This is a genomic window from Xanthomonas euvesicatoria (assembly GCF_013112235.1).
In the GTDB taxonomy this organism is placed as follows: Bacteria; Pseudomonadota; Gammaproteobacteria; order Xanthomonadales; family Xanthomonadaceae; genus Xanthomonas; species Xanthomonas euvesicatoria.
Genome location: NZ_JABFFS010000001.1, coordinates 2,389,370 through 2,414,238 on the forward strand (window position 1 = coordinate 2,389,370; position 24,869 = coordinate 2,414,238).

Annotated in this window: 15 protein-coding genes, 1 tRNA gene and 1 pseudogene; 16 read left to right on the forward strand and 1 reads right to left on the reverse strand. The window is 64.9% G+C overall.

Features of this window, described 5'->3' with window-relative positions:
* Positions 1–101 precede the first annotated feature (101 nt).
* The 8 genes and pseudogenes from fabF to HLH45_RS10435 all read left to right on the forward strand — a co-directional run bounded on the left by fabF (position 102) and on the right by HLH45_RS10435 (position 6,706).
* Positions 102–1,337, forward strand: coding sequence for a beta-ketoacyl-ACP synthase II (fabF, locus tag HLH45_RS10400; RefSeq protein ID WP_011346636.1), 1,236 nt, complete (start codon positions 102–104; stop codon positions 1,335–1,337).
* 165 nt (positions 1,338–1,502) lie between these two features.
* Complete coding sequence (locus tag HLH45_RS10405) at positions 1,503–2,858, forward strand: aminodeoxychorismate synthase component I (protein ID WP_008571601.1); 1,356 nt, start codon at positions 1,503–1,505, stop codon at positions 2,856–2,858.
* 60 nt (positions 2,859–2,918) lie between these two features.
* Positions 2,919–3,992 carry an endolytic transglycosylase MltG gene (mltG, locus tag HLH45_RS10410; protein ID WP_008571600.1) on the forward strand — a complete coding sequence of 358 codons (1,074 nt, stop codon included), beginning with the start codon at positions 2,919–2,921 and terminating at the stop codon, positions 3,990–3,992.
* Entirely contained in the window at positions 3,989–4,948 is a 960-nt protein-coding gene (locus HLH45_RS10415) for a DNA polymerase III subunit delta' (protein WP_008571599.1), read from the forward strand. Before mltG ends, HLH45_RS10415 begins: the two co-directional genes overlap by 4 nt.
* The gene (locus HLH45_RS10420; protein WP_003483889.1) at positions 4,945–5,298 is read left to right on the forward strand and encodes a PilZ domain-containing protein; all 354 of its coding nucleotides are present in this window, start codon (positions 4,945–4,947) and stop codon (positions 5,296–5,298) included. Before HLH45_RS10415 ends, HLH45_RS10420 begins: the two co-directional genes overlap by 4 nt.
* 164 nt (positions 5,299–5,462) lie before the next feature.
* A tRNA-Val gene (locus HLH45_RS10425) sits at positions 5,463–5,537 on the forward strand.
* A 77-nt stretch (positions 5,538–5,614) separates the two neighbouring features.
* Positions 5,615–6,176: pseudogene (locus HLH45_RS21645) on the forward strand (hypothetical protein).
* A 203-nt stretch (positions 6,177–6,379) separates the two neighbouring features.
* Entirely contained in the window at positions 6,380–6,706 is a 327-nt protein-coding gene (locus tag HLH45_RS10435; protein ID WP_008571594.1) for a hypothetical protein, read from the forward strand.
* Between the two features lie 225 nt (positions 6,707–6,931).
* Here the strand turns inward: HLH45_RS10435 and prpR are convergent, their stop codons facing one another.
* The gene (gene prpR / locus HLH45_RS10440; RefSeq protein WP_074053218.1) at positions 6,932–8,533 is read right to left on the reverse strand and encodes a propionate catabolism operon regulatory protein PrpR; all 1,602 of its coding nucleotides are present in this window, start codon (positions 8,531–8,533) and stop codon (positions 6,932–6,934) included.
* A gap of 145 nt (positions 8,534–8,678) precedes the next feature.
* On the opposite strand from prpR, the gene prpB reads away from it, so the two are divergent.
* The 8 genes from prpB (at position 8,679) to HLH45_RS10480 (ending at position 24,697) form a co-directional block, all read left to right on the forward strand.
* A complete protein-coding gene (gene prpB, locus HLH45_RS10445) occupies positions 8,679–9,575 on the forward strand; it encodes a methylisocitrate lyase (protein ID WP_008571592.1) in 897 nt (298 codons plus the stop codon).
* A gap of 74 nt (positions 9,576–9,649) precedes the next feature.
* Positions 9,650–10,804, forward strand: coding sequence for a bifunctional 2-methylcitrate synthase/citrate synthase (gene prpC / locus HLH45_RS10450; protein WP_008571591.1), 1,155 nt, complete (start codon positions 9,650–9,652; stop codon positions 10,802–10,804).
* A gap of 159 nt (positions 10,805–10,963) precedes the next feature.
* Complete coding sequence (acnD, locus tag HLH45_RS10455; protein ID WP_008571589.1) at positions 10,964–13,558, forward strand: Fe/S-dependent 2-methylisocitrate dehydratase AcnD; 2,595 nt, start codon at positions 10,964–10,966, stop codon at positions 13,556–13,558.
* Positions 13,559–13,567: 9 nt separating this feature from the next.
* The gene (locus tag HLH45_RS10460; protein WP_008571588.1) at positions 13,568–14,125 is read left to right on the forward strand and encodes a hypothetical protein; all 558 of its coding nucleotides are present in this window, start codon (positions 13,568–13,570) and stop codon (positions 14,123–14,125) included.
* Between the two features lie 112 nt (positions 14,126–14,237).
* On the forward strand, positions 14,238–15,437 hold the full coding sequence (gene prpF, locus HLH45_RS10465; RefSeq protein ID WP_033478518.1) for a 2-methylaconitate cis-trans isomerase PrpF: 1,200 nt from the start codon (positions 14,238–14,240) through the stop codon (positions 15,435–15,437).
* A gap of 512 nt (positions 15,438–15,949) precedes the next feature.
* The gene (locus tag HLH45_RS10470; protein WP_008571586.1) at positions 15,950–18,166 is read left to right on the forward strand and encodes a TonB-dependent receptor; all 2,217 of its coding nucleotides are present in this window, start codon (positions 15,950–15,952) and stop codon (positions 18,164–18,166) included.
* A 77-nt stretch (positions 18,167–18,243) separates the two neighbouring features.
* On the forward strand, positions 18,244–19,242 hold the full coding sequence (locus HLH45_RS10475) for a nucleoside hydrolase (RefSeq protein ID WP_033478517.1): 999 nt from the start codon (positions 18,244–18,246) through the stop codon (positions 19,240–19,242).
* A 553-nt stretch (positions 19,243–19,795) separates the two neighbouring features.
* Complete coding sequence (locus tag HLH45_RS10480) at positions 19,796–24,697, forward strand: alpha-2-macroglobulin family protein (RefSeq protein ID WP_008571584.1); 4,902 nt, start codon at positions 19,796–19,798, stop codon at positions 24,695–24,697.
* Positions 24,698–24,869: the final 172 nt, after the last annotated feature.

The following is a 24,869-nucleotide window of genomic DNA, read 5'->3' on the forward strand; positions in this document are numbered from 1 at the left end:
CCGCATCAGACATTCCATGGGGCCGCTGATGCGGCCCTGTGTTTTTCAAGTGTCACCCGCAAACCCCAAGCACCGTCCGTTCCGTGGTGAGGAGATCTGCAATGAGTCGTCGTGTTGTCGTTACCGGCATGGGCATGGTGTCGCCGCTGGGCAATGATCTGGCCACCAGCTGGGATGGAATCGTCCACGGCCGCTCGGGCATTGGCCCGATCACGCAGATCGATGCCTCGCAGTTCACCACCAAGATCGCCGGTGAAATCAAGAATTTCGACCCCACGCTTTTTGTGTCCGCCAAGGACGTCAAGAAGATGGATTCGTTCATCCACTACGGTGTCGGCGCCTCGTTCATGGCGCTGGACGATTCCGGCCTGGAAATCGACGAAAGCAATGCCGAACGCGTGGGCGCCATTCTCGGCTCCGGCATCGGCGGGCTGCTCGGCATCGAAGAGCAGACCATCAAATTCCATGAGGGCGGCGCGCGCAAGATTTCGCCGTTCTATGTGCCCAGCACCATCATCAACATGCTGCCCGGCCAGGTGAGCCTGATCAAAGGCCTGAAAGGCCCGACGTTCTCGGCAGTATCGGCCTGTGCCACGTCCAACCACTCGATCGGTACCGCGATGCGCATGATCCAGCACGGCGATGCCGATGTGATGCTGGCTGGCGGTGCCGAGCGCGGTTCGTCGCCCAGTTCGGTGGGCGGCTTTTGCGCCATGAAGGCGATGTCCACCCGCAACGACGACCCGACCGGCGCTTCGCGGCCGTGGGACAAGCAGCGCGATGGCTTCGTGCTGGGCGACGGTGCCGGCGTGCTGGTGCTGGAAGAGTACGAACACGCCAAGGCGCGTGGCGCACGCATCTATGCCGAGCTGGTGGGCTTTGGCGCCAGTTCCGATGCGTTCCACATGACCGCTCCCAGCGAAGACGGCGAGGGCGCGGCGCGCAGCATGGCGGCAGCGATGCGCGATGCCAAGCTCAACCCCGAGCAGATCGGCTACCTCAACGCGCACGGCACCTCCACGCCGCTGGGCGACCTGGCCGAAACGATGGCGATGAAGCGCGCCCTGGGCGATCACGCCTACAAGACCATGGTGAGCTCGACCAAGTCGATGACCGGGCATCTGCTCGGCGCGGCCGGCGGTGTGGAAGCGATTTTCTCGGTGATGGCGCTGCACACCGGCATCATCCCGCCGACCATCAACCTGGAAGAGCCAAGCGAGGGCTGCGACCTGGATTACGTGCCGAACGTGGCGCGCGAGGTACAGGTGGATGCGGTGATGTCCAACGGCTTCGGCTTTGGCGGCACCAACGGCACGCTGGTGTTCAAGCGCGTTTGACCCTGCATATCGGTCGCGTGGCCGTCATCGGCGCGCGACCTGCCTGGCTGCCGCATGCACTGCCGGCTTGCGGGTTGATGTTCACTCCTGCGATCACCCTTTGATTCACTCCTCGCGCGCTGCGTAAGGCAGCGGCGCGTCTGTATCCCACGCCATGCCGGACCGATGACGCTTACCCGATCACTGCACGCGGACATCGACCTGCTGGCGCTGCATCGGCTGTCACCGCAACGCTATCCGGCCCTGCTGGAATCCAGCGCTTCCGGCACCGAGCACGGTCGCTGGGATGTGCTGTTGCTGGCAGAGGGGCCATGCCTGCGGCTGGATCCGGACGGATGCACGCGCGATGGCGCTGGGCAAGTGCTGGAGGGCGGCTTTCTGGCGGCGCTGGATGCCGCCTGGCAGGCCGAGCGGGTGCCGCACGCGCCTGCAAGCCCCTGGCCGTTTCGCGGCGGTTGGGCGGTGCTGCTGGATTACGAACTGGCCGCGCAGGTCGAACCGATTCTGCAACTGCCGACGCGCACCGATGGCTTGCCCACTGCGCTGGCCTTGCGCGCGCCGGCAGCGGTGCTGCGCGATCGCCTGCACGGGCACTGCGTGGCGCTGGCAGAGCCGGGCCGCGAGGAGTTGTTGCAGCAGATCGGCGAGGACATTGCTGCCTGCGCCGCACTGCCGCCGCTGCCTGCCTGGGCCGGGCCGCTTGCCGTGGACGAAGATGCTCCCGAGCGTTTCACCGCGGCGGTGGAGCGCGTGCTCGATTACCTGCGCGCCGGCGATGTGTTCCAGGCCAATATCTCGCGCGCGTGGCACGCGGCATTCGCTGCGGTGGTCGATCCGGCCGCGTTGCATGCGCGCCTGCGTGCGGCCAATCCTGCGCCGTTCGCCGGCCTGTTCGTGGCGGCCGGGCGTGCAGTGGCCAGTTCCTCGCCCGAGCGGCTGGTGTCGGTACAGGGCGATGTGGTGCAGACGCGCCCGATCGCCGGCACCCGCGCGCGGTTTGCCGGCGACGACGATGCCGCACGTATCCGTGAGCTGGTCGGGCATCCGAAGGAGCGCGCCGAGCACGTGATGCTGATCGATCTGGAACGCAACGACCTGGGCCGCCTCTGCGCGCCGGGCACCGTGGAGGTGGACGAGTTGATGTGCGTGGAGAGCTATGCCCATGTGCATCACATCGTCAGCAACGTGCGTGGGCGCCTGCGTGCCGGAGTGACGCCCGGTGAGGTGATTGCCGCGGTGTTCCCCGGCGGCACCATTACCGGTTGCCCGAAGGTGCGCTGCATGCAGGTCATCGCCGAGCTCGAACAGACCGCGCGTGGGGCCTATACCGGCGCATTCGGCTGGCTCAATCGCGACGGCGACATGGATCTGAATATCCTGATCCGCACGGCCGAGGTGGCCGGTCACCAGGTGCGGTTCCGCACCGGGGCCGGGATCGTGGTGGATTCGGATCCGCAGCGCGAGCTGGACGAAACCCGCGCCAAGGCACGGGGCGTATTGCGTGCGATCGAGCAGACATGAGCGCTTCAACGGGACATCACCGGCGCGCGGTATCCTGCGCGGCGCAGGGGCAATGACGAGGTGGGTGTGGCGGTGACTGGCAAACGCGGATGTCTGGCCGTGCTGGGCACGGCATTGCTGCTTGCAGCGCTGCTGGCGATTGCCGCCGTGGTGGCGTGGCGGCATTACCTGCACTTCGCCGATACCCCCGTGCCTGCGAGCGCGCCCAGCGTGGTGATTGCGCCCGGCGATTCGCTCAAGGCCACATTGCGCAAACTGCGCGCTGCCGGCCTGGTGCAGGGCGCCGAGCTGGAGTGGCAGCTGCTGGCGCGCCAGGTCGATGCGGCCGGCAAGCTCAAGGTGGGCGAATACGCGCTGTCGCCAGCGCTGTCGCCGCGGGAACTGCTGACGCGCATGCGCCAGGGACGGGTGATCCAGTACCGCTTCACGATCGTGGAAGGCTGGAATTTCCGTCAGCTGCGCGCCGCACTGGCGACCGCCACGCCGCTGCAACATTCCATCAATGCGCTGGACGATGCGGCACTGATGGCCCGCCTGGGATTTGCCAAGCAGCATCCGGAAGGGCGCTTCCTGCCGGAAACCTATGTCTACCAGCGTGGCGACAGCGACATCGATGTACTCAAGCGCGCGCATGCGGCCATGGACAAGGCATTGGCACAGGCCTGGGAGCAGCGCGCCCCGAACCTGCCGCTCGTCTCGCCGGAGCAGGCATTGATCCTGGCCTCGATCATCGAGAAGGAAACGGCGCTGGCCTCCGAGCGCCCGCTCATTGCCGGGGTGTTCCTGCGCCGCTTGCAGCTGGGCATGAAGTTGCAGACCGACCCCACCGTGATCTACGGCATCGGCAGCAGCTACGACGGCAATATCCGTCGCCGCGACCTGACCACCGATACGCCGTACAACACCTATACCCGCACCGGCCTGACGCCGACGCCGATCGCCATGCCGGGGCGCGAGGCGCTGCTGGCGGCGGTGCGGCCGGCGCCCGGCGAGGCGCTGTATTTCGTGGCGGTGGGCGATGGCACCGGCGCGCACGCGTTTTCGGCCACGTTGGCCGAACATAACGCAGCGGTGGCGCGCTATCTGCAGCGCCGCCGCCTGCCGAGTACGCCGCAGACGGAGACCACGCCATGACCGCCGCATTTTCGCCCTGGCAGCAGCGCGCCTTCGACCAGACCGTGGCTGCGCTGGATGCGGGGCGGCTTGGACATGGGCTGCTGATCTGCGGCCCGGAAGGGTTGGGCAAGCGTGCCGTCGCCCTGGCCCTGGCCGAGCACGTCCTGGCCGCCTCGCCCGACCCGACGCTGGCGCAGCGCACGCGCCAGCTGATTGCCGCCGGTACCCATCCGGACCTGCAACTGGTCTCGTTCATTCCCAATCGCACCGGCGACAAACTGCGTACCGAGATCATCATCGAGCAGGTGCGCGAGATTTCGCAGAAGCTCGCGCTGACCCCGCAGTACGGCATCGCCCAGGTGGTGATCGTCGACCCGGCCGATGCGATCAATCGCTCGGCCTGCAATGCCTTGCTCAAGACCCTGGAAGAACCGTCGCCGGGGCGCTACCTGTGGTTGATCAGCGCGCAACCGGCGCGTCTGCCGGCGACCATCCGCAGCCGTTGCCAGCGCCTGGAATTCAAGCTGCCGCCTGCGCACGAGGCACTGGCCTGGTTACTGTCGCAAGGCGTGAGCGAGCGCGCCGCGCAGGAAGCGCTGGACGCCGCGCGCGGCCACCCCGGCCTGGCCGCGCAGTGGTTGCGCGAAGACGGCCTGGCCGTGCGGCGTGCGGTCGCGCAGGATCTGGAGCAGATCGCCAGTGGCCGCGCCGGCGCAGTCGATGTCGCGCAGCGCTGGACCAGCGATGGCCAGGCCGACCAGCGCCTGCGCCATGCCGCCGATCTGGCATTGGCACAGGCATCGGCCGGCTTGACCGATCCATCGCGGTTGCACAAGCTGGCGACCTGGTTCGACGCTGCCAACCGCACCCGCGATCTGCTGCGCACCACCGTCCGCGCCGACCTGGCAGTGACGGAATTATTGCTGTCCTGGCGCGAGGGAGAGCGCCAGCCACGTTCTAGGGGAACTCGATGAGTGCAATGAATGCACGCCAAGGCATTTTGTCGCTGGCGTTGAAAGACAAGCCAGCGCTTTACAGCGCCTACATGCCGTTCGTGAAAGGCGGCGGCATCTTCGTGCCCACGCCCAAGCGCTACATGCTGGGCGACGAAGTCTTCCTGCTGCTGACTCTGCCTGACTCCAGCGAGCGCCTGCCGGTCGCCGGCAAGGTCATCTGGACCACGCCTGCCGGCGCGCAGGGCAACCGCGCCGCCGGCATCGGCGTGCAGTTCCCCGACGGCCCGGAAGGCGAGGCGGTACGCAACAAGATCGAGACGCTGCTGGCCGGATTGACCACCTCGGACAAGCCGACGCATACGATGTAAGCGCCAGGGGCACGGCAAGACGCCAGTGAGGCTCGCGGTGAAGCTGCTAGGTCATCGCGGCAGACCGGTGCGATGAAGGTGCGATCTGGCTGGCGTGAAAGAGGGCAGGTAAACAGTTGTTGACGACCGCCGCCGCTGCCCTATAATGTGCGGCTCGCGTCACCGGGCGGTTAGCTCAGCGGTAGAGCATTGCCTTCACACGGCAAGGGTCACAGGTTCGAACCCTGTACCGCCCACCATGAATTCAGAGTCAAACAAAAACCGGCGAAAGCCGGTTTTTTCGTAGTTGCAGGGCATCAGCCACAGGCTTGGTGATATGACTACGCGGCAGTCACCTTTCGATGCAGCGATACAGCCAGTCACCGCCGCCAACTCGGCGGTATGGCATGCGATCGCTGGCTTCCGCTACATGCGGGAGGCGGGGGATGCAGGGGGCCCCTTTGAGCTCATTCTCGACGGCGACGACATTGCCACCGAGCCATTCCCAGTCCTGGCGTGAACTGGACCTTTAAGGTCTACCCGGAGCAGTGGCGCGAGCGTGCGCAGGAAGTGGTTCGATATACCGCGCGTCAAGCAATCGTCGACATCTCTGATGCCATGTGAAGGTATGCGCATCAGGCCCCAAGCGGAGCTATCAAAGTGAGCCCGCCGTTGTCTTGCTGCGCGCCTTGCGCAACGCATATGCCCATCGTAGGGACGACTGGAATTTCGGGAATGCAAAGTTGCCGCTTCGGTGGCGGCAGCTGGATCTTGTTGCTGGAATGCAGGGTCTGACAGTCAGCGAGATGATTTTTCTCAATGAACAACTGCTACTCATCAACGACGCGATCCATCTGCTCGATCCCGACAGCGCTTTGACGACACAGATTCATCGTTGAACTGGGCGCTGCACGGTTTGCTCGGCCTATCGACTGCCAGAGCAACTAGCTCCGATGCTGGTATCACCATGCTTAATTGAGAGCGGCGTTCGGCACTATTGGCGACAGACGCTGCATTTAAGCACTTTTCGCTAGGGCCGGTGCCTTGCGAGCTCGACAGGGACTTGCCATCCTGCAAGGCCCCGGATCGAGATGGAGTGGCGATGAAGACGCTGCTTGGAAGTGCGCTGGTTGCGACATTGCTGTTGGCCGGGTGCGCGCGCGACGTTGGCGAGCAGTACGTGGGCAAGTGGGTCAACGTGAAGTCGGAAAAGAATGTGCTGAGCATCGAGCACAATGGCGAGAGTTTCATCATTCGCGACACCCAGCCGGAGCTGTTCGGCAATGGCGTCAAGACCCGCAACCATCCGGCGCTGCTGACCAAGGGCGTGCTGCAGGTGTCCAACGGGGTCGGCACGGTCAACTACGCGATCGATGAGGCGACCGGCAAGTTGAGCACGGGCGATACCGAGTACACGCGGGTCAAGTGACGGCGAGACGCTTTTCAAAGGCATGCGATGGAGGCGCGGCGTTGCGGCAGGCGAGTTGTTCGTTTCACCAGATCGCTGCCTCGTGTCGTTCTGAGTGCGTCCATATCGCGATCAGCGTGGCTCGGGCATTCATGCGCCGAGCGTGCATGCCATTCATTGTCGCCTGAGTGTGGAAGGCCGCGCCTCTATGTGTGGCCTGGTCAGCCGCGCGAGTTCGCGCTTGCCTTATGCACGCGATGCCACCGCCTGCGCCTGCATCCAGCGCCACAGCGTGGTGCGCGAGACGCCGAGCGCTTGCGCGGCAAGGGCGCGGTTGCCGTTGGCGCGGTCGAGCGCTGCGCGGACTGCGGTGGCAGTGAGCTGCAGGCGAGAGGTTGCCAAATCGGCAAGCTCACGCGGTGCTTCGTGGTTGCCGAAATGCGTATCGAATAATTCCGGCACCCAGCGTTCGAGTTGCTCCAGGCTCAGGCTGTCGTGCGCTTGGGCTTTCCAGTGAATGCACAGGCGTTCGACCAGGTTGCGCAGTTCGCGTACGTTGCCGGGCCAGGTGTGCTGTTGCAGGCGTTGCAATGCCGCTGGCGATAACGGCGATGCGATGCTGCCGAGTTGCTGGAAATAATGCGCAAGCAACAACGCAATGTCGTTGCGGCGATTGCGCAACGGAGGCAGTGCGATGCGCAGCGCGGCAAGGCGATAGAACAGGTCGCGGCGGAAGCGGCCTTGTTCGACCAACTGCTGCAGGTCCAGCAGGCTGGCGGCGACCACGCGCACGTCGATCGCAACGGGCACCGTTGCGCCGACACGCACTACTTCACGTTCTTCCAGGACGCGCAGTAGCCGGGTCTGCAACGGCACGGGCAATTCGCCGATTTCGTCGAGGAACAGCGTGCCGTCCTGCGCAGCTTCGATCAGGCCGGTGTGGCCGCCGCGACGTGCGCCGGTGAAGGCGCCGTCGCTGTAGCCGAACAGTTCCGCCTCCAGCAACGATTCGCTGATGGCGCCACAGTTGATCGCCACGAAACGGCCGCGGCGACGACTGCCGGCATGCAGTTGTCGTGCGACCAGTTCCTTGCCGGTGCCGGTGTCGCCGCTGATCAACACGGTGCCGGTATGCGGTGCGTAGAGCTGCACCAGCTCGCGCACGCGCAGCATTGCGCCGTCTTCGCCCAGCAGGGCGTCGGCGCGTCGTGCACGGCGCGGGGCGGCACGGCCGGCGACGCGATCGATGCCTGGAGCGGTGCCCAGCGCGATGGCCTGTTCCAGCGCATGACGCACCGAATCGGCCGAATACAGCAGCACGCCAGGCAGCCCCGCCTGCTCGGCGAAGTCGATCGCCATGCCGGTGCCGACAATGACCTGGATGCCGCTGGCGCGCAGATCGGCGATGCAGTCGCGTGCGTCTTCGGCGGTGACGAAACGGCGGTGTTCGATCTCCAGATCGAAGCTGTGCTGAAACGCGCGGAACGACGGCACATCAGTGGCGTGGGTGACCACGCCGATGCGTGGCGCAATGCGGCGCGCTCGCGCCAGCGCTTCCATCAGATCGAACCCGGTGGCCTGGATGGGCGCCAAGGGCAGCGCGAGCCGGCTGCGCAGGTACGCCGCATTGGATCCGCCGGCCACCAGCGCGTCGCAGCGCTCGCGGCGCAGGCGCTGGCCGATGACCTCGACCGCTTCGGCAAAGCCGAGGTTGATCTGCTCGATGCGCGCGCGCTGGTCGAACTCGGGGATGACATCGGCCAGCAGGCCGGTCAGGCGCGAGACGCTGACGGTCCAGATGATGGGCAAGGAGGCGTCTGCGGTTTCCGGAGGGGCAGGGGGGCGCATGACGGTGTCGCGTTTCAATGACGTTTCATGGTGAATCAGTCGTTGCATTTTTGCAACGATTGGCGCGTGGGATTGTCATCAAATCAACGACTTGTACTTGGCATGGTGCTTGCGCCTGCTCGGTGATCCCATCCAAGGAACCGCCATGACGTCCTCGTCCACTCCCTCTGCTGGCGCGCGGTTTCGCGCTGCACTGGCTGCCGAATCGCCGCTGCAGGTGATCGGCGCGATCAATGCCAACCATGCGCTGCTGGCCCAGCGCGCCGGCTATCGGGCCATCTACCTGTCCGGCGGCGGCGTGGCGGCCGGGTCGCTGGGGTTGCCGGACCTGGGCATCAACACGCTGGAAGACGTATTGATCGACGTGCGCCGCATCACCGACGTGTGCGAGCTGCCGCTGCTGGTGGACGTGGACACCGGCTTCGGGCCGAGCGCGTTCAATATCGAGCGCACCATCAAGTCGCTGATCAAGGCTGGCGCAGGCGGTTGCCATATCGAAGACCAGGTGGGCGCCAAGCGCTGCGGTCACCGGCCGGGCAAGGAGATCGTGAGCCAGGGCGAGATGGTGGATCGGGTCAAGGCCGCGGCCGATGCCAAGACCGATGCGGCGTTCTTCCTGATTGCGCGCACCGATGCAATCCAGATGGAAGGCGTGGATGCGGCGATCGAACGCGCCATCGCCTGCGTGGAAGCGGGTGCGGACGGCATCTTCGCCGAAGCTGCCTACGACCTGGACACCTATAAGCGCTTCGTCGATGCGGTAGGCGTGCCGGTGCTGGCCAACATTACCGAGTTCGGCAAGACCCCGTTGTTTACGCGCGACCAGCTGGCGCAGGCTGGCGTGGCGATCCAGCTGTTTCCGCTGTCGGCATTTCGCGCAGCCAACAAGGCGGCCGAGGCGGTCTATGCCGCGATTCGGCGCGACGGTCATCAGCAGGGCGTGCTGGACAGCATGCAGACGCGCGAAGAGCTGTACGAGCGCATCGGCTATCACGATTACGAGCAGCGCCTGGATGCGTTGTTTGCGCGCAAAGGCGCATGATTGCGCGCTGCTGATCATCTCATTGCCACCTCGCACGCCATACCGCGACACCACACAGTTTGGGAGCTCATCGCATGAACGACACTGCTATTGCTGGTTTCAAGCCGAAAAAGTCCGTTGCCCTGTCCGGCACTGCCGCCGGTAACACGGCCCTGTGCACGGTGGGGCGCAGCGGTAACGATCTGCATTACCGGGGTTACGACATTCTCGATCTGGCCACCACCAGCGAGTTCGAAGAAATCGCGTACCTGCTGGTGCACGGCAAGCTGCCCAACAGCGGCGAGCTGCGCGGTTACAAGGCCAAGCTGCGCTCGCTGCGCGGTGTGCCGGCAGCGGTGAAAACTGCGCTGGAACAGTTGCCGCCGTCGGCGCATCCGATGGATGTGATGCGCACCGGCGTGTCGGTGCTGGGCTGCCTGCAGCCGGAAAAAGACGACCATAACCACCCGGGTGCGCGCGACATCGCCGACAAACTGATGGCCTCACTCGGTTCGATGCTGCTGTACTGGTATCACTACAGCCACAACGGCAAGCGCATCGAGGTGGAGACCGACGACGATTCCATCGGCGGCCATTTCCTGCACCTGCTGCACGGCTTTGCACCCAAGGATTCGTGGGTGCGCGCGATGCATACCAGCCTGATCCTGTATGCCGAGCACGAATTCAATGCATCCACCTTTGCGAGCCGCGTGATTGCCGGGACCGGCAGCGATATGTACAGCGCCATCGCCGGCGGCATCGGTGCGCTGCGTGGCCCCAAGCATGGCGGCGCCAACGAAGTGGCGTTCGAAGTGCAGAAGCGCTACGACACCCCGGACGAAGCAGAAGCCGATATCAAGGCGCGGGTGGAACGCAAGGAAGTGGTGATTGGCTTTGGACATCCGGTGTACACGGTGTCGGACCCGCGCAACAAGGTGATCAAGGAGGTGGCGCGCGAGCTGTCCGATGAGCAGGGCAGCCGCAAGATGTACGACATCGCCGAGCGTTTGGAGAGCGTGATGTGGGACATCAAGAAGATGTTCCCGAACCTGGATTGGTTCAGTGCGGTGAGCTACCACATGATGGGCGTGCCGACGGCGATGTTCACCCCCTTGTTCGTGCTGGCGCGCACAGCCGGCTGGAGCGCGCACATCATCGAGCAGCGCATGGACGGCAAGATCATTCGCCCCTCGGCCAATTACACCGGGCCGGAAGATCAGGTGTTCGTGCCGCTGGATCAGCGCAGCTGAGGACGCTTTGCGCAGCCGCTGATTTCTGGGCTTCGGTCGCCTTCCATGAAGGCGATCGGACCTCGCAAGCCAGGTCAGCAGCAAGACCTGCAAACCTCTGCAACGCCAAGTCCGATTCCCGATTCCCGATTCCCCCCGCCCGCTTCGATATCGCCAGCCATGAATAGCCAGTACCGCAAGCCCTTGCCGGGCACCTCGTTGGATTACTTCGATGCACGCGCCGCCGTCGATGCGCTGCAGCCCGGTGCGTATGCAACCTTGCCATACACCGCACGCGTGCATGCCGAGAACCTGGTGCGGCGGGCAGAGCCACCACTGCTGGAGGCGTACCTGCGGCAATTGATCGAGCGCAAGCGCGATCTGGATTTCCCGTGGTTTCCGGCGCGGGTGGTGTGTCACGACATCCTGGGCCAGACCGCACTGGTGGATCTTGCGGGCTTGCGCGATGCCATTGCCGAGCAAGGCGGCGACCCGGCGCAGGTCAATCCGGTGGTGCCGGTGCAGTTGATTGTGGATCACTCGCTGGCAGTGGAATACGCCGGCTTCGACAAGCAGGCGTTCGCCAAGAATCGCAGCGTGGAAGATCGGCGTAATGCCGATCGCTTCCACTTCATCGAATGGACCAAGCGTGCGTTCGAGAACATGGAAGTGATTCCGCCAGGCAACGGGATCATGCACCAGATCAATCTGGAGAAAATGTCGCCGGTGATCTACACGCTGGACGGGGTGGCGTTTCCGGATACGTGCGTGGGCACCGACAGCCATACGCCGCACGTGGATGCGCTGGGCGTGATTGCGGTTGGCGTTGGCGGGTTGGAAGCGGAAAACGTGATGCTGGGGCGCGCCTCGTGGATGCGCCTGCCGGACATCGTCGGCGTGGAATTGACCGGCCGGCCGGCGCCGGGCATCACCGCCACCGACATCGTGCTGGCATTGACCGAATTCTTGCGCGCGCAGCGCGTGGTCGGCGCGTATCTCGAGTTTTATGGCGATGGTGCACGCGCACTGACCATCGGCGACCGCGCGACCATTTCCAACATGACACCGGAATTCGGTGCGACGGCGGCGATGTTCTACATCGACCAGCAAACCATCGATTACCTGCGCTTGACCGGTCGCGACGATGCGCAGGTCGCGTTGGTGGAGACCTATGCGCGGCATACCGGCCTATGGGCGGACGATCTGGCCACCGCGCAGTACGAACGCGTGCTGCAGTTCGATCTGGCCAGCGTGGTACGCAACATGGCCGGGCCGTCCAATCCGCACAAACGCGTGGCCACTACCGAGCTGGCGGATCGTGGGATTGCCGGTGCGTGGGGGCAGGTGCCGGGGCAGATGCCCGATGGCGCCGTGATCATCGCAGCGATCACCTCGTGCACCAATACCTCCAACCCTCGCAATGTCATCGCTGCCGGCTTGCTGGCGCGCAACGCCAATGCACGCGGATTGACCCGCAAACCGTGGGTGAAGAGCTCGCTGGCGCCCGGATCCAAGGCCGTGCAGCTGTACCTGGAAGAGGCCGGTTTACTGAGCGAGCTGGAGCAGTTGGGCTTCGGCATCGTGGCGTTTGCCTGCACCACCTGCAATGGCATGAGCGGGGCGCTGGATCCTGCGATCCAGCAGGAAATCATCGATCGCGATCTGTATGCCACGGCGGTGCTTTCGGGCAACCGCAATTTCGATGGGCGCATCCATCCGTATGCCAAGCAGGCGTTCCTCGCCTCGCCGCCGCTGGTGATTGCCTACGCCATTGCCGGCACGGTGCGCTTCGATATCGAGAAGGATGTGTTGGGCATCGACGCCGCCGGCGTGCCGGTCACGCTCAAGGACCTGTGGCCGAGCGATGCCGAGATCGACGCGGTGGTGGCGCGCAGCGTCAAGCCGGAACACTTCCGCAGCGTATACGACCCGATGTTCAAGCGCAGCGTGAGGCAGGGGATCAGCGTGAACCCGCTGTACGACTGGCGCCCGACCAGTACGTATATTCGGCGTCCGCCGTATTGGGAAGGCGCGTTGGCCGGTGCGCGCACGCTACGCGGCATGCGCCCGTTGGCCGTGCTGGGCGACAACATCACCACCGACCACTTGTCGCCGTCGAACGCGATCATGGCCGGCAGCGCGGCTGGGCAATACCTGGCGCAGATGGGCGTGCCGGAGGAGGACTTCAATTCCTACGCCACCCATCGCGGCGACCATCTCACCGCGCAGCGCGCCACGTTCGCCAACCCCAAATTGATCAACGAAATGGCGGTGGTCGATGGGCAGGTCAAGGCCGGCTCGCTGGCGCGGCTGGAGCCGGAAGGCCAGGTGCTGCGCATGTGGGAGGCGATCGAAACCTACATGACGCGCAAGCAGCCGCTGATCGTCATCGCTGGCGCCGATTACGGGCAGGGGTCTTCGCGCGACTGGGCGGCCAAGGGCGTGCGGCTGGCCGGTGTGGAAGTGATCGTCGCCGAAGGCTTCGAGCGGATTCACCGCACCAACCTGATCGGCATGGGCGTGCTGCCGCTGGAGTTCAAGCCGGGCACCGATCGCAAGACCCTGGGCATCGATGGCAGCGAAACCTTCGACGTGGTGGGTGAGCGCACGCCCGGCGCCACGCTGACGTTGTCGATCCACCGGCGCAATGGCGAGCAACTGCAGGTGCCGGTGACTTGCCGCCTGGATACTGCAGAGGAAGTGTCGATTTACGAAGCCGGTGGCGTCTTGCAGCGGTTTGCGCAGGATTTTCTTGAGGCAAACAAGGCCGCATAGGGCAGCACCATGGCCGATTCTTCGCGATTGATCTTCATGCTCAAGCCGCCACCGCAGGTGCTTGAAGCGATGGCCGGTGTCGTGGCTGCACACCGCCTGGATGCACTGCTTGGTGAGGCGTACTTCGATCCAGGCAACTGGCATCAATCGGTTTCGGATCGGTTTGAAGGGTCGGCTGCGCGTGCCGCAATGCTGCGCGCGGGCGATCGTCTCGATGCTCAGGCAGTGACGTTCTGCTTGAACCGGATCACCAGTGGCGGAACCGACCCGGTGCATTGGGCATTCCGGGCAGAGGGCACGCCATTTGCCTTCGTTGCATTGCAGGCTGCCATCGCAGCAGCGCTGTGTGCGGAAGGCCTGCATGGCGGGGGCGGACACACGCCACACATAACGATCAGCTATGCCGCGCCCGGTAAGCTCAACCAGCCAATCGTGCCCATCACCTGGCACGCCACCGAGGTGCTATTGGTCGAAGGCGGTGGGCGACCGTATCGCTATGTACCCATCGGATCTTGGCCATTGCGACCTGAGGGGCTCATGCCGGAGCAGACGCAACTGCCACTATGACATGAGCAGCAAGGCGTGCCTGCGACTGTCATGGCGACCTTCGCCAGGCCGTACAGATGCATTACGCAAAATTATTCACATCACGTCCGCACGTCGTTTCCAAGGAACATGCATGGCATTCGCTCCCCAACTCCGCATCCCCGCCGCCTACATGCGCGGCGGTACCAGCAAAGGCGTGTTTTTCCGTCTGCAGGATCTGCCCGCGGCCGCGCAGCAACCGGGCGCTGCACGCGATGCGCTGTTGTTGCGGGTGATCGGCAGTCCGGATCCGTATGCCAAGCAGATCGATGGCATGGGCGGTGCCACTTCCAGCACCAGCAAGAGCGTGATCGTGTCGGCCAGCACGCGCGATGGGCATGATGTGGACTACCTGTTCGGGCAGGTGTCCATCGATAGCGCGTTCGTGGATTGGAGCGGCAACTGCGGCAATCTGTCGGCGGCGGTGGGGCCATTCGCCATCGCCGGCGGCTTGATCGATCCCACACGCGTGCCACGCGATGGCGTGGCCACGGTGCGCATCTGGCAGGCCAATATCGGCAAGACGATTGTGGCGCATGTGCCGATGGCCGATGGGCTGGTGCAGGAAACCGGCGACTTTGAACTGGACGGCGTGACCTTTCCTGCAGCCGAAGTGCAGCTGGAATTTCTCGACCCGGCCGACAATGCCGAAGGCGAGGGCGGGGCGATGTTTCCCACCGGCAAGGTCATCGATCAACTGGAAATTCCCGGGCTGGGCACGCTCGATGCCACGCTGATCAATGCGGGCATTCCCACCATCTTCGTCAACGCGCGCGACCTGGGCTACACCGGGACCGAGCTGCAGGACGCCATCAATGGCGACCCGCGCGCCTTGACCATGTTCGAGACATTGCGCGCGCACGGTGCGGTGCGGATGGGTTTGATTGCGAAGGTGGAAGACGCCGCGACACGGCAACACACGCCCAAGGTCGCCTTCGTGGCACCGCCGGCCGACTACACCGCGTCCAGCGGCAAGCCGGTGCACGCGGCCGAAATCGATCTGTTGGTGCGTGCGATGTCGATGGGCAAATTGCATCACGCGATGATGGGCACTGCAGCAGTGGCGATCGGCACCGCTGCAGCCGTGCCGGGCACGCTGGTCAATCTGGCTGCCGGCGGTGCGGCGCGCTCGGCGGTGCGCTTCGGGCATCCATCCGGCACCTTGCGGGTCGGCGCGCAGGCGCAGCTGGTCGAGGGCCAGTGGCAGGTGACCAAGGCGCTGATGAGCCGCAGTGCGCGGGTGTTGATGGAGGGGTGGGTCAGGGTGCCGTCGCCGGTTGCCGAGGTTGGATAGGCCCGCGCAGGGTGTTGGCGCGCGTGGATGCACGCGACACATGCCTGGCGTGCGAGGCGCTTCATCGGTGCTGGTGTGCGATAGCGGCATTGCGTCGGTCGGGCACCCCTGGTGGCGATGCGGAGCCGGCGTCGCGCTGCCCGCATTAGCCGGATCTGCTCCGCATCGGCTCTTCCAGGCATGCGCGTAGAACCCAGAACATCTGCGTTTCAGTCCGGCGTGTGTCCACCCTGGATGGTCATTCCCGATGCCATTGATCGATGTTGTTGCGCCCCAAGCGATTGGCGCTGGCCACCACAGCAGTAAATGGCAGCGTGGCCAGCGTCGCTAACGAGCCTCCTTTTTCGCCATCGTGTAAAACGCACTGCTGTGTTGCATTAATTCGAACGCTGTTTCGAATTCTGGAAACTTTTTCGCACGCGCCCTGCCATAATTGTGTAAATCGTGTTAATTCTGTTGCACCGCGGCACGCAGGCCGGGCCGCCCCGCCACCAGAATCCGGAGTTCTTCCCATGTCCGCCAGCCGGTCGCTCAAGATCAGCGCGCTTGCCGTTGCCGTCGTTTCCCTTCTTCCGCTCCATGCCGCTGCCCAGCAGGCGCCCGGCGACGACGGCGTCGTGCGTCTGGATGCGGTCAAGGTCACGGTCGAGCGGCGTTCGGAAGACTCCAAGGATGTGCCGGTTTCCGCATCGGTATTGCGCCCGGAGTTCCTGGATGCCATCTCCACCAGCGGTTCGGACATCCGCGTGCTGGCCGGCAAGGCGCCCAGCCTGAACATCGAATCGTCCAACGGCCGTGTGTTCCCGCGCGTGTACATCCGCGGCTACGGCAATACGGACTTCAACACCTACGCCTCGCAGCCGGTGTCGTTGATCTATGACGACGTGGTGCAGGAAAACGCCTTCCTGAAGGGCTTCCCGATCTTCGATCTGGAAGGCCTGGAAGTGCTGCGCGGCCCGCAGGGCACGCTGTTCGGCCGCAACACGCCGGCAGGCGTGGTCAAGTTCAATTCGGTCAAGCCGACCATCGGCGCCAATGACGGCTACGCCAGCCTGTCGTACGGCACCTACGGCACCATGACCCTGGAAAGCGGCCTGAGCATCGCGATGGGCGACCATTGGGCAGCGCGTCTGTCCACGCTGGGCCAGCGCCGCGACGATTGGGTGGAAAACCGCGACGGCCGCGATCTGGAAGGCTATACCGATTCGGCCGTGCGCCTGCAGCTGCTGTACCAGGCCAGCGACGATTTCAGTGCCTTGTTCAATGCGCATGCGCGCCATCTGGACGGTACCGCGCGCCTGTTCCGCGCCAACATCATCCAGCCCGGTACCAATCAGCTGGTGGATGGCTTCGATGCGGAAAAATCCTTCATCGACGGTGCCAACCGCCAGGAACTGCAGACCTACGGCGGCAGCGCCAACCTGACCTGGGACCTGGGCGACATCGCGCTGCACTCGATCACCGCCTACGAAGGGATCGGCAAGTACTACAGCCGTGGCGATATCGACGGTGGCTTCGGCGCGGTGTTTGCGCCGCCGTCGGGCCCGGGCGTGATTCCGTTCCCGGTGGAAACCGCCGGCGGCATCAAGAGCCTGGACCAGTACAGCCAGGAAGTGCGCGCCGAATCGCAGTACGACGGCCCGCTCAACTGGCAGGCCGGCCTGTACTACTTCCACGACGATGTGGAAGGCGAAAACTACACCTACAACACCCTCAGCGGCGGTGATCTGGCCAGCTATCAGCTGACCCGCCAGCGCAATACCTCCTGGGCGGCGTTCGGCTCGTTGAACTACGCGGCCACCGACCGTTTGAACCTGCGCGCCGGCATCCGCTACACCTACGACAAGAAGACCTTCGACGTGCTGGCGCTGGACCGCGTCACCCTGGTCGAACCGTCCAGCGGCGAGACCGACAACTCCAAGGTCACCGGCGATCTGGCGGCTACGTTCTCCATCAACGACGCCGTCAATGTGTACGCACGTGCCGCACGCGGTTTCCGCGGCGCCAGCTTCGGCGTGCCGTCGGGCACCGCGCCGCTGACCGTGGCCGAGCCGGAGACGGTGGATTCGTTCGAGGTCGGCATCAAGTCGGACCTGTTCGACAACCGCGCGCGCCTGAGCTTTGACATCTACGATTTCCGGGTGAAGAACCAGCAGCTCACGGCGGTGGGTGGCGCGTCCAACGACATCCGCCTGCTCAATGCCGACAAGACCAAGGCCCGCGGCGCGGAGTTCGATTTCGAAGCCTTGCTCACCCAGAACCTGCGCGTCACCGCCGGCGGCGCCTACAACTGGACTCGCATCGACGACCCGAACCTGTCGGTGGGCATCTGCCGTACCTGCACGGTCACCGACCCGATCAACGCGGCCGGCCGTGCGGTGATCGACGGCAACGACCTGCCGCAGGCAGCGAAGTGGATGGCCAACGCCACCCTGCGTTACGGCATTCCGATGGGCAACGACGGCGAGCTGTTCTTCTACACGGACTGGTCGTACCGCAGTGAAGTGAACTTCTTCCTGTACGACTCCAAGGAATTCACCGGCCAGCCGCTGGTCGAAGGTGGCGCCAAGATCGGCTATAACTGGGGCGCGGGTGCGTACGAGTTGTCGGTGTTTTGCCGCAACTGCACCAATCAGATCCGCGTGACCGGTGCGATCGACTTCAACAACCTCACCGGCTTCATCAACGACCCGCGCATCGTGGGTGCGCAGTTCCGCGCCAACTTCTGATCGGCGTTTTGGTGGAGCACTATCGAACCGCCGGCGATCATGCCGGCGGTTTTTTTTATGGCAGCAGGAGTGGGCAGATGCAGCGGACCTGGCAACGCGCGTGGGTAGCGATGGCGATGTGGTGCGTGGCGACAACCGCGGGGGCGCAGCAGTCGGCCGCGGCCGTGCAATCCACGCTGGCATCGGTGCAGGCCGAGAAAGTGGTGGTCTCTACCGACGTTGGCGACGATATCGACGATGCCTTCGCGTTGGGGCTATTGCTGCGTCGCCCGCAGTTGCAGGTGCTGGGCATCGCATCGACATGGGGCGACACCGCGTTGCGTGCGCAGTTGCTGCAGCGGTTGTTGCAGCAGGCCGGGCGCAGCGAGATTCCGCTGGCAGCGGGCGCGCGTACCACCAGCACCATCGCCTTCAGCCAGGCGCGCTGGGCGGCCAAGGGGCAGTTGCCGGCGGCACTGCCGGATGCGGCCGCGATGATCCTGCAGCAGGCGCGCCAGCATCCGGGCGAGGTCACCTTGCTGGTGCTGGGGCCGATGACCGATGCGGCGCTGGCGCAGCAACGTGACCCGGTCGGCTTTGCCAAGCTCAAGCGTGTGGTGGCGATGGGCGGATCGGTGCGGGTGGGTTATGGCAAGTCTGCGTATCGTCCGGCCAGTGCGCCGGCGCCGGAGTACAACATCCTTGCCGATGTGCCTGCAGCGCAGCGCGTGTTCTCATCTGGTGTGCCAATCGTGCTGTTGCCACTGGATGCCACGCAGATCAGCCTGGAAGAACCCGAGCGCATCGCACTGTTTGCGCATGGCGACGGGCTGACCGATGCGCTCACGCAGCTGTACTACCAGTGGCGCAACACCGACCAGCCCTGGGCCAGCGCCACGCCCACGTTGTTCGATGTGGTGCCGGTGGCCTGGTTGCTACGTCCGGCGCTGTGCCCGACCACGCCCTTGCATCTGGACGTGGATGCGCAAGGCTATACCCGCGAAGGGGCTGGTGCGCCCAATGTGCAGGCCTGTTTGCACGTGGACAAGCCGGCGCTGATCGAGATGTACATGCGTGCGTTGTTGGAGTTGCACTGAGAATGAGGAACACAAAGAGTCATGCCTGATCCCGCGGCGAGTGCTTCTTTGCAGCTCTTTGTGATCTAGCCAAAAGCCGGGTTGGTCGACAGCGCGGTGCCCTCACCGATCACGGGACACGCCGTGAACCTGTCCGTGGGGGATCGATGGCGTCATCCATGCCGCCATCGGTCCCGCAAGCGGTGAGGGCACCGCGCTAAACAGTTGGCTGCTGACCAACTGAACGCGGGTCACTCGGCTCGCGTGCTGCCGCGGATCGATTGTTGGCATTCGATGGACGAGATGACAGAACGAGCGAGGCCCTGCAGGCAAGTCGCAGTCCAGCTGCCTGCGCCAGGCGGCATGACGTGGTTCGGCGGTCGCTCCAAGCGCGAGTACCAGACCACTGCGCTCACCGCCAGTCTGCCATCGCATCGCTCGCCAGCAGCGCACGCTTGCCGCCCATCGGCAAGCAGCCACGTCGTCGCATCGGCGCCATCAGCCAGATGCGCAGCGTCGTTATACTTGCGTTCTCACATTGCGAGTAGCACGAATGGACAGCCAGGGATCACGGATGATGCGGTCGGGCACGCGGCGGGTTGTGCTGTGGGCGGTGTTGCTGGCCGTGGCGATCGGCGCGGTGGCGTGCAAGCGCAACGAAAGCGGTCAGCGACCCGCCGCCAGTGGCGAGGCGATCAAGGCCGAAAAGCAGGCCATCACCGGTTTCGCGCTGGCGCGTGCCTATCCCGACCAGACCAGCGACGGCCTGTCGCTGGCACTGGAATTCTCGCGGCCACTGGTCGGCACGCAGGATTTCGATGCGCTGGTGCGCTTCGAAGAAAAGGTGGGCACGGGCGACAGTAGCTGGACGCTGTCCGAGGACGGCAAGACGCTGCGCTACCCGTACGTCGAAGCGGCCAAGGACTACACCGTCCTGGTCGACGCCAACCTGCTGGCCGCCGACGGCAGCCGCCTGGGCAAGCCACTCAAGCAAAAGGTCTACACCGGCGAACTCAAGCCTGTGGCCGGGTTCGCTTCGCAGGGCAGCGTGCTGCCGGCGCGCGAGAGCCGTGGCCTGCCGGTGGTGTCGGTGAACGTGCCGGAAGTGGACGTCGAGTTCCTGCGCGTGCGCGAGAAGTCGCTGCCGGCGTTCTTCCAGCAGTTCCAGCGTGGCGGGCGCCGTGGCAGCTGGGATCTGGAGAGCGAATACAGCGGCAACCAGCCGTTGTCCAAGCTGGCCGACCCGGTCTACGTCAATCGCTTCATCCTTGGCGGCAAGCAGAACGAGCGTGTGCTGACCTACCTGCCGACGCAGGACATCAAGGAACTGCAGGAACCGGGTTTGTATTTCGCGGTGATGAAGCGCGCCGGCAGTTTCGAGAACGAATTCGACACCGCGTTCTTTACCGTCAGCGACATCGGCCTGCATACGCGCGCCTACAAGGACAAGTTGTTCGTGCACACCGCCTCGTTGCAGAGCGGCGAGCCGGTCAAGAACGTGGAGCTGCGCATCCTCGATGCCAAGGGCGAGTTGTTCCTGAAAGGGGCGACCGACGGTAACGGCAATGCGCTGCTCAACTACACGCTCGACGCCGGCCATGTGCTGACCGCACGCAGCAAGACCGACATTACGCTGCTGCCGTTCAACCAGCCCGCACTGGATCTGAGCGAGTTCGCCGTGGCCGGGCGCCAGGGCGCGTGGTTCGATGTGTTCGCCTGGGCCGGTCGCGATCTGTATCGCCCCGGCGAGACCATGCGCGTCTCGGCGATCCTGCGCGACAACGACGGCAAACCGACCAAGCCGCAACCGGTGTTCCTGCGCCTGAAGCAGCCGGACGGCAAGACCTTCCGCGAGACCAAACTGCTGCCGGGCGAGCAGGGCTACTTCGAATTCGCCCAGCAGATTCCGGCCGATGCACCGACCGGCCGTTGGCAGGTGGAATTTCGCACAGATCCGGCCAGCAAGGACGCCGTGCAGGGCATGACCGTGCGCGTGGAAGAGTTCCTGCCCGAGCGCATGAAGCTGGACCTGGACAGCACGCAAAAGACCCTGAGCGCCGGCCAGCCGTTCAAGCTGGTGGCCAATGCCGCGTATCTGTACGGCGCACCGGCCGCTGGCAACCGTTTCACCGCCAAGCTGGCAGTCAGTGTGGAGCAGCATCCGCTCGAAGCGTTGCCCGGCTGGTTCTTCGGCGACCCCACGCTGGAGCTGCCGCGCGAAGCCAGGGACGTGATCGACACCGAATTCGGCGGCGACGGCATCCTGCACGAAGACATCGCATTGCCGGACGAGGCCAAGCCGCTCAGCACGATTGCCGCGGTCGTCTCCGGCAGCGTGTACGAAACCGGCGGGCGCACGGTCACCCGCACCCTCAAGCGCGTGCTGTGGCCGGCCAAGGCGCTGGTCGGCGTGCGTCCGTTGTTCGACGACGCCGACGGCGCCGATGCCAATGGGACGGCGCGCTTCGAAGTGACCCGCGTGGATGCCGACGGCAAGCCGCAGCCGGCCAAGGGCCTGAAGGTCACGCTGGTGCGCGAGCTGCGCGATTACCACTGGAACTACACCGACAACCACTGGGATTACGACTTCACCCGTCGCTTCGAAAACAAGGACACGCGCACGCTGGATGTGGGCAGCGTCAATGCCAAGATCGATTTCCCGGTGGAATGGGGCGAGTACCGCCTGGACGTATTCGACCCGGCGAGCGGGCTGACCACGCGTTACCCGTTCCGCGCCGGCTGGAGCTGGAACGATGAAAACCGTGGCCTGGATGCGCGCCCGGACAAGGTCAAGCTGGCGCTGGACAAGACCGGCTACCGTGCCGGCGACACGCTCAAGGTCACGCTGACCCCGCCGCATGCCGGCAAGGGCGTGCTGCTGGTGGAAAGCGACAAGCTGTTGTACGTGCAGGACATCGACGTCAAGCCCGGCAGCAGCTTCGAGATTCCGGTGACCGAGGCGTGGGAGCGCCACGATGTGTATGTCACCGCACTGGTCTTCCGCGGCGGCAGTGCGCCCAGCAAGATCACCCCGGCACGCGCGGTGGGCGTGGCCTATGTGCCGATGGACCGCAAGGCGCGGCGGGTGGCGGTGGGCTTGTCCGCGCCCAAGCAGATGCGCCCCGAGCAGCCGTTGCCGGTGACGGTGAGCGTGCCCGAACTGGCAGGCAAGGCCGCGCACGTGACCATTTCGGCAGTGGACGTGGGCATCCTCAACATCACCCGTTTCCCGGTGCCCGATGCCAACGCGCAGTTCTTCGCGCAGCGTCGTCTGGGGACCGATGCGTACGACATCTATGGGCGGGTGATCGAAAGTTTCGAAGGCGCCAGCGGCAAGCTGAAGTTCGGCGGTGACATGGCGCTGGAAGCCTTGCCGCAGGCCAAGCGCCCGACCGCGCGCGTGCAGACGGTTGACCTGTTTTCCGGCTCGGTAAAACTCGACGCAAAGGGCAATGCGCGCGTGCAACTGCCGGTGCCGGATTTCAATGGCAGCTTGCGCGTGTCGGCGTTGGTGTACTCGGATACCCGTTACGGCAACCGCGATATGGAAACCATCGTGCGTGCGCCGATCCTGGCCGAAGCCAGCATGCCGCGCGTGATGGCACCGGGCGACCGCAGCACGGTGACGCTGGACGTGCAGAATTTCACCGGCAAGCCGGGCGAATTCAACGTGCGTGTGGAGGGCATTGGCCCGCTCGCCATCGGCGAGGCGTCGCGCAGCGTCAAGCTCGGCGTGGACGCCAAGCAGACGCTGAGCTTCCCGCTGAGCGCCACCGAAGGCTATAGCGTGGCCAAGGTGCGCGTGCGCGTGGATGGCAATGGCTTCAAGGCCGACCGCAGCTACGAGCTGCCGGTGCGCGCCGGCTGGCCACAGGTGTTGCGGGCACAGACCCGCGTGCTCGACCCGCTGGCGCCGATCACCCTGGACAGCGGCTTTGCCGATGGCCTGATGGCCGGCTCGGTGACCGCGCGCATGGTGGTCAGCGCGTTGCCGCCGATTCCGTTCGCCAGCGCATTGCAGGGCGCGTTGGAGTATCCGTACGGCTGCGCCGAGCAGACCACCAGCAAGGGCTATGCGGCGCTGCTGCTCGACGATGCCGCCGCCAGAACGCTCGGCACCAAGGGGCTGGAGGCGGCCAAGCGCCGCGAGCGCATGGAAGGCGCGTTCGGGCGTCTGGCGTCGATGCAGATCGCCAGCGGGCATTTTTCGATGTGGGGCGACGATGGCCACGTCAATCCGGGCCTGACCCCATACATTGCCGAATTCCTGCTCGACGCCAAGGAGGCCGGTTTTGCGGTGCCCGACACGGTGCTGCAGAAGGCGCTCAATCGCCTGAGCGAAGATCTGTTGTCCGGTGGCAACGAGTTCTATGGGCAGGACCGTCGCGACAACTTGAAGTTCGCCAATCAGGCCTGGTCCGGCTACGTACTGGCACGCGTCAACCGCGCGCCGCTGGGCACGCTGCGCGCGCTGTACGACAACCAGCGCGACAAGGCGCTGACGGGCCTGTCGCTGGTGCATCTGGGCATCGCCTTGTCGCTGCAGGGCGATACCAAGCGTGGCGATGCGGCGATCAAGGCCGGGTTTGCCAAGGACAGCAGCGAGCGTCCGCCGTACTTCGGCGATTACGGCAGCGCGATCCGCGACGACGCGTTGATGATGGCGTTGCTGCACGAACGCGGTTTGTCCAAACCAGAGTACGACACCCGCGCGGTGGCCCTGGGCCGCGCGCTGGATGCACGTCGCGCGACCGGTTGGTTGTGGCTGAGCACGCAGGAGCAAGTGGCGCTTGCGCGGTTGGGCAAGGCGTTGATGGTCGGGCAGGGCAAACAGGTGTCCGGCAGCTTGACGGTGGGCGACCAGGTACAGCAGATCGCACCGGCACGCGTGTTCGGGCGCAGTTTCGACAGTGCCGCCCTGGCGCGCGGCGTGCAGTTCGCGCCACAAGGCGAGGCGCCGATGTACGCCAGCCTGGAAGTGGCCGGCATTCCGCGCAGCGCACCGGAACCGGACACGCGCAATCTCAGCGTGGAGCGCAGCTGGTACACCACCGACGGCAAGCCGTGGACCCCGCGTCCACTCAAGGAAGGCGAAGCGTTGATCGTGCGCGTCAGCATCACTGCCAACAGCAGCATGCCCGACGCCTTGCTCACCGACCTGTTGCCGGCCGGTTTGGAAATCGAGAATTTCAATCTCGGCGATGCCAAGCAATGGGCCGACGTGGTGGTGGACGGCATCGGCATCAGCGAGCGGTCCAGCGCCGCCGACGTCAAGCACGAAGAGTTCCGCGACGACCGCTATGTGGCCGCGCTGGCGCTGTCTTCGGGCAGCAAGGCGCAGGTGTACTACCTGGTGCGTGCCGTCACCCCGGGGACCTACACGGTGCCCCCCTCGCTGGTGGAAGACATGTACCGGCCGGAGCTGCGTGGTGTGGGGCGCAGCACGCCAGCCACGATGACGGTGGTGCAGCCGTAAGGTGACGCGTTCGCCCTTCTCCGTCGGGAGAAGGGGCCCTGCCAGGGGCGGATGAGGGGACGAGCGAAGCCTGGTGTCGTTGGCATGGCATGAGTGGCTTCGCCCGTACCCTCACCCCAGCCCCTCTCCCGCAAGTAGAGGGGCTTTTGCAGCGCGCTTGCGATGTTTCCCG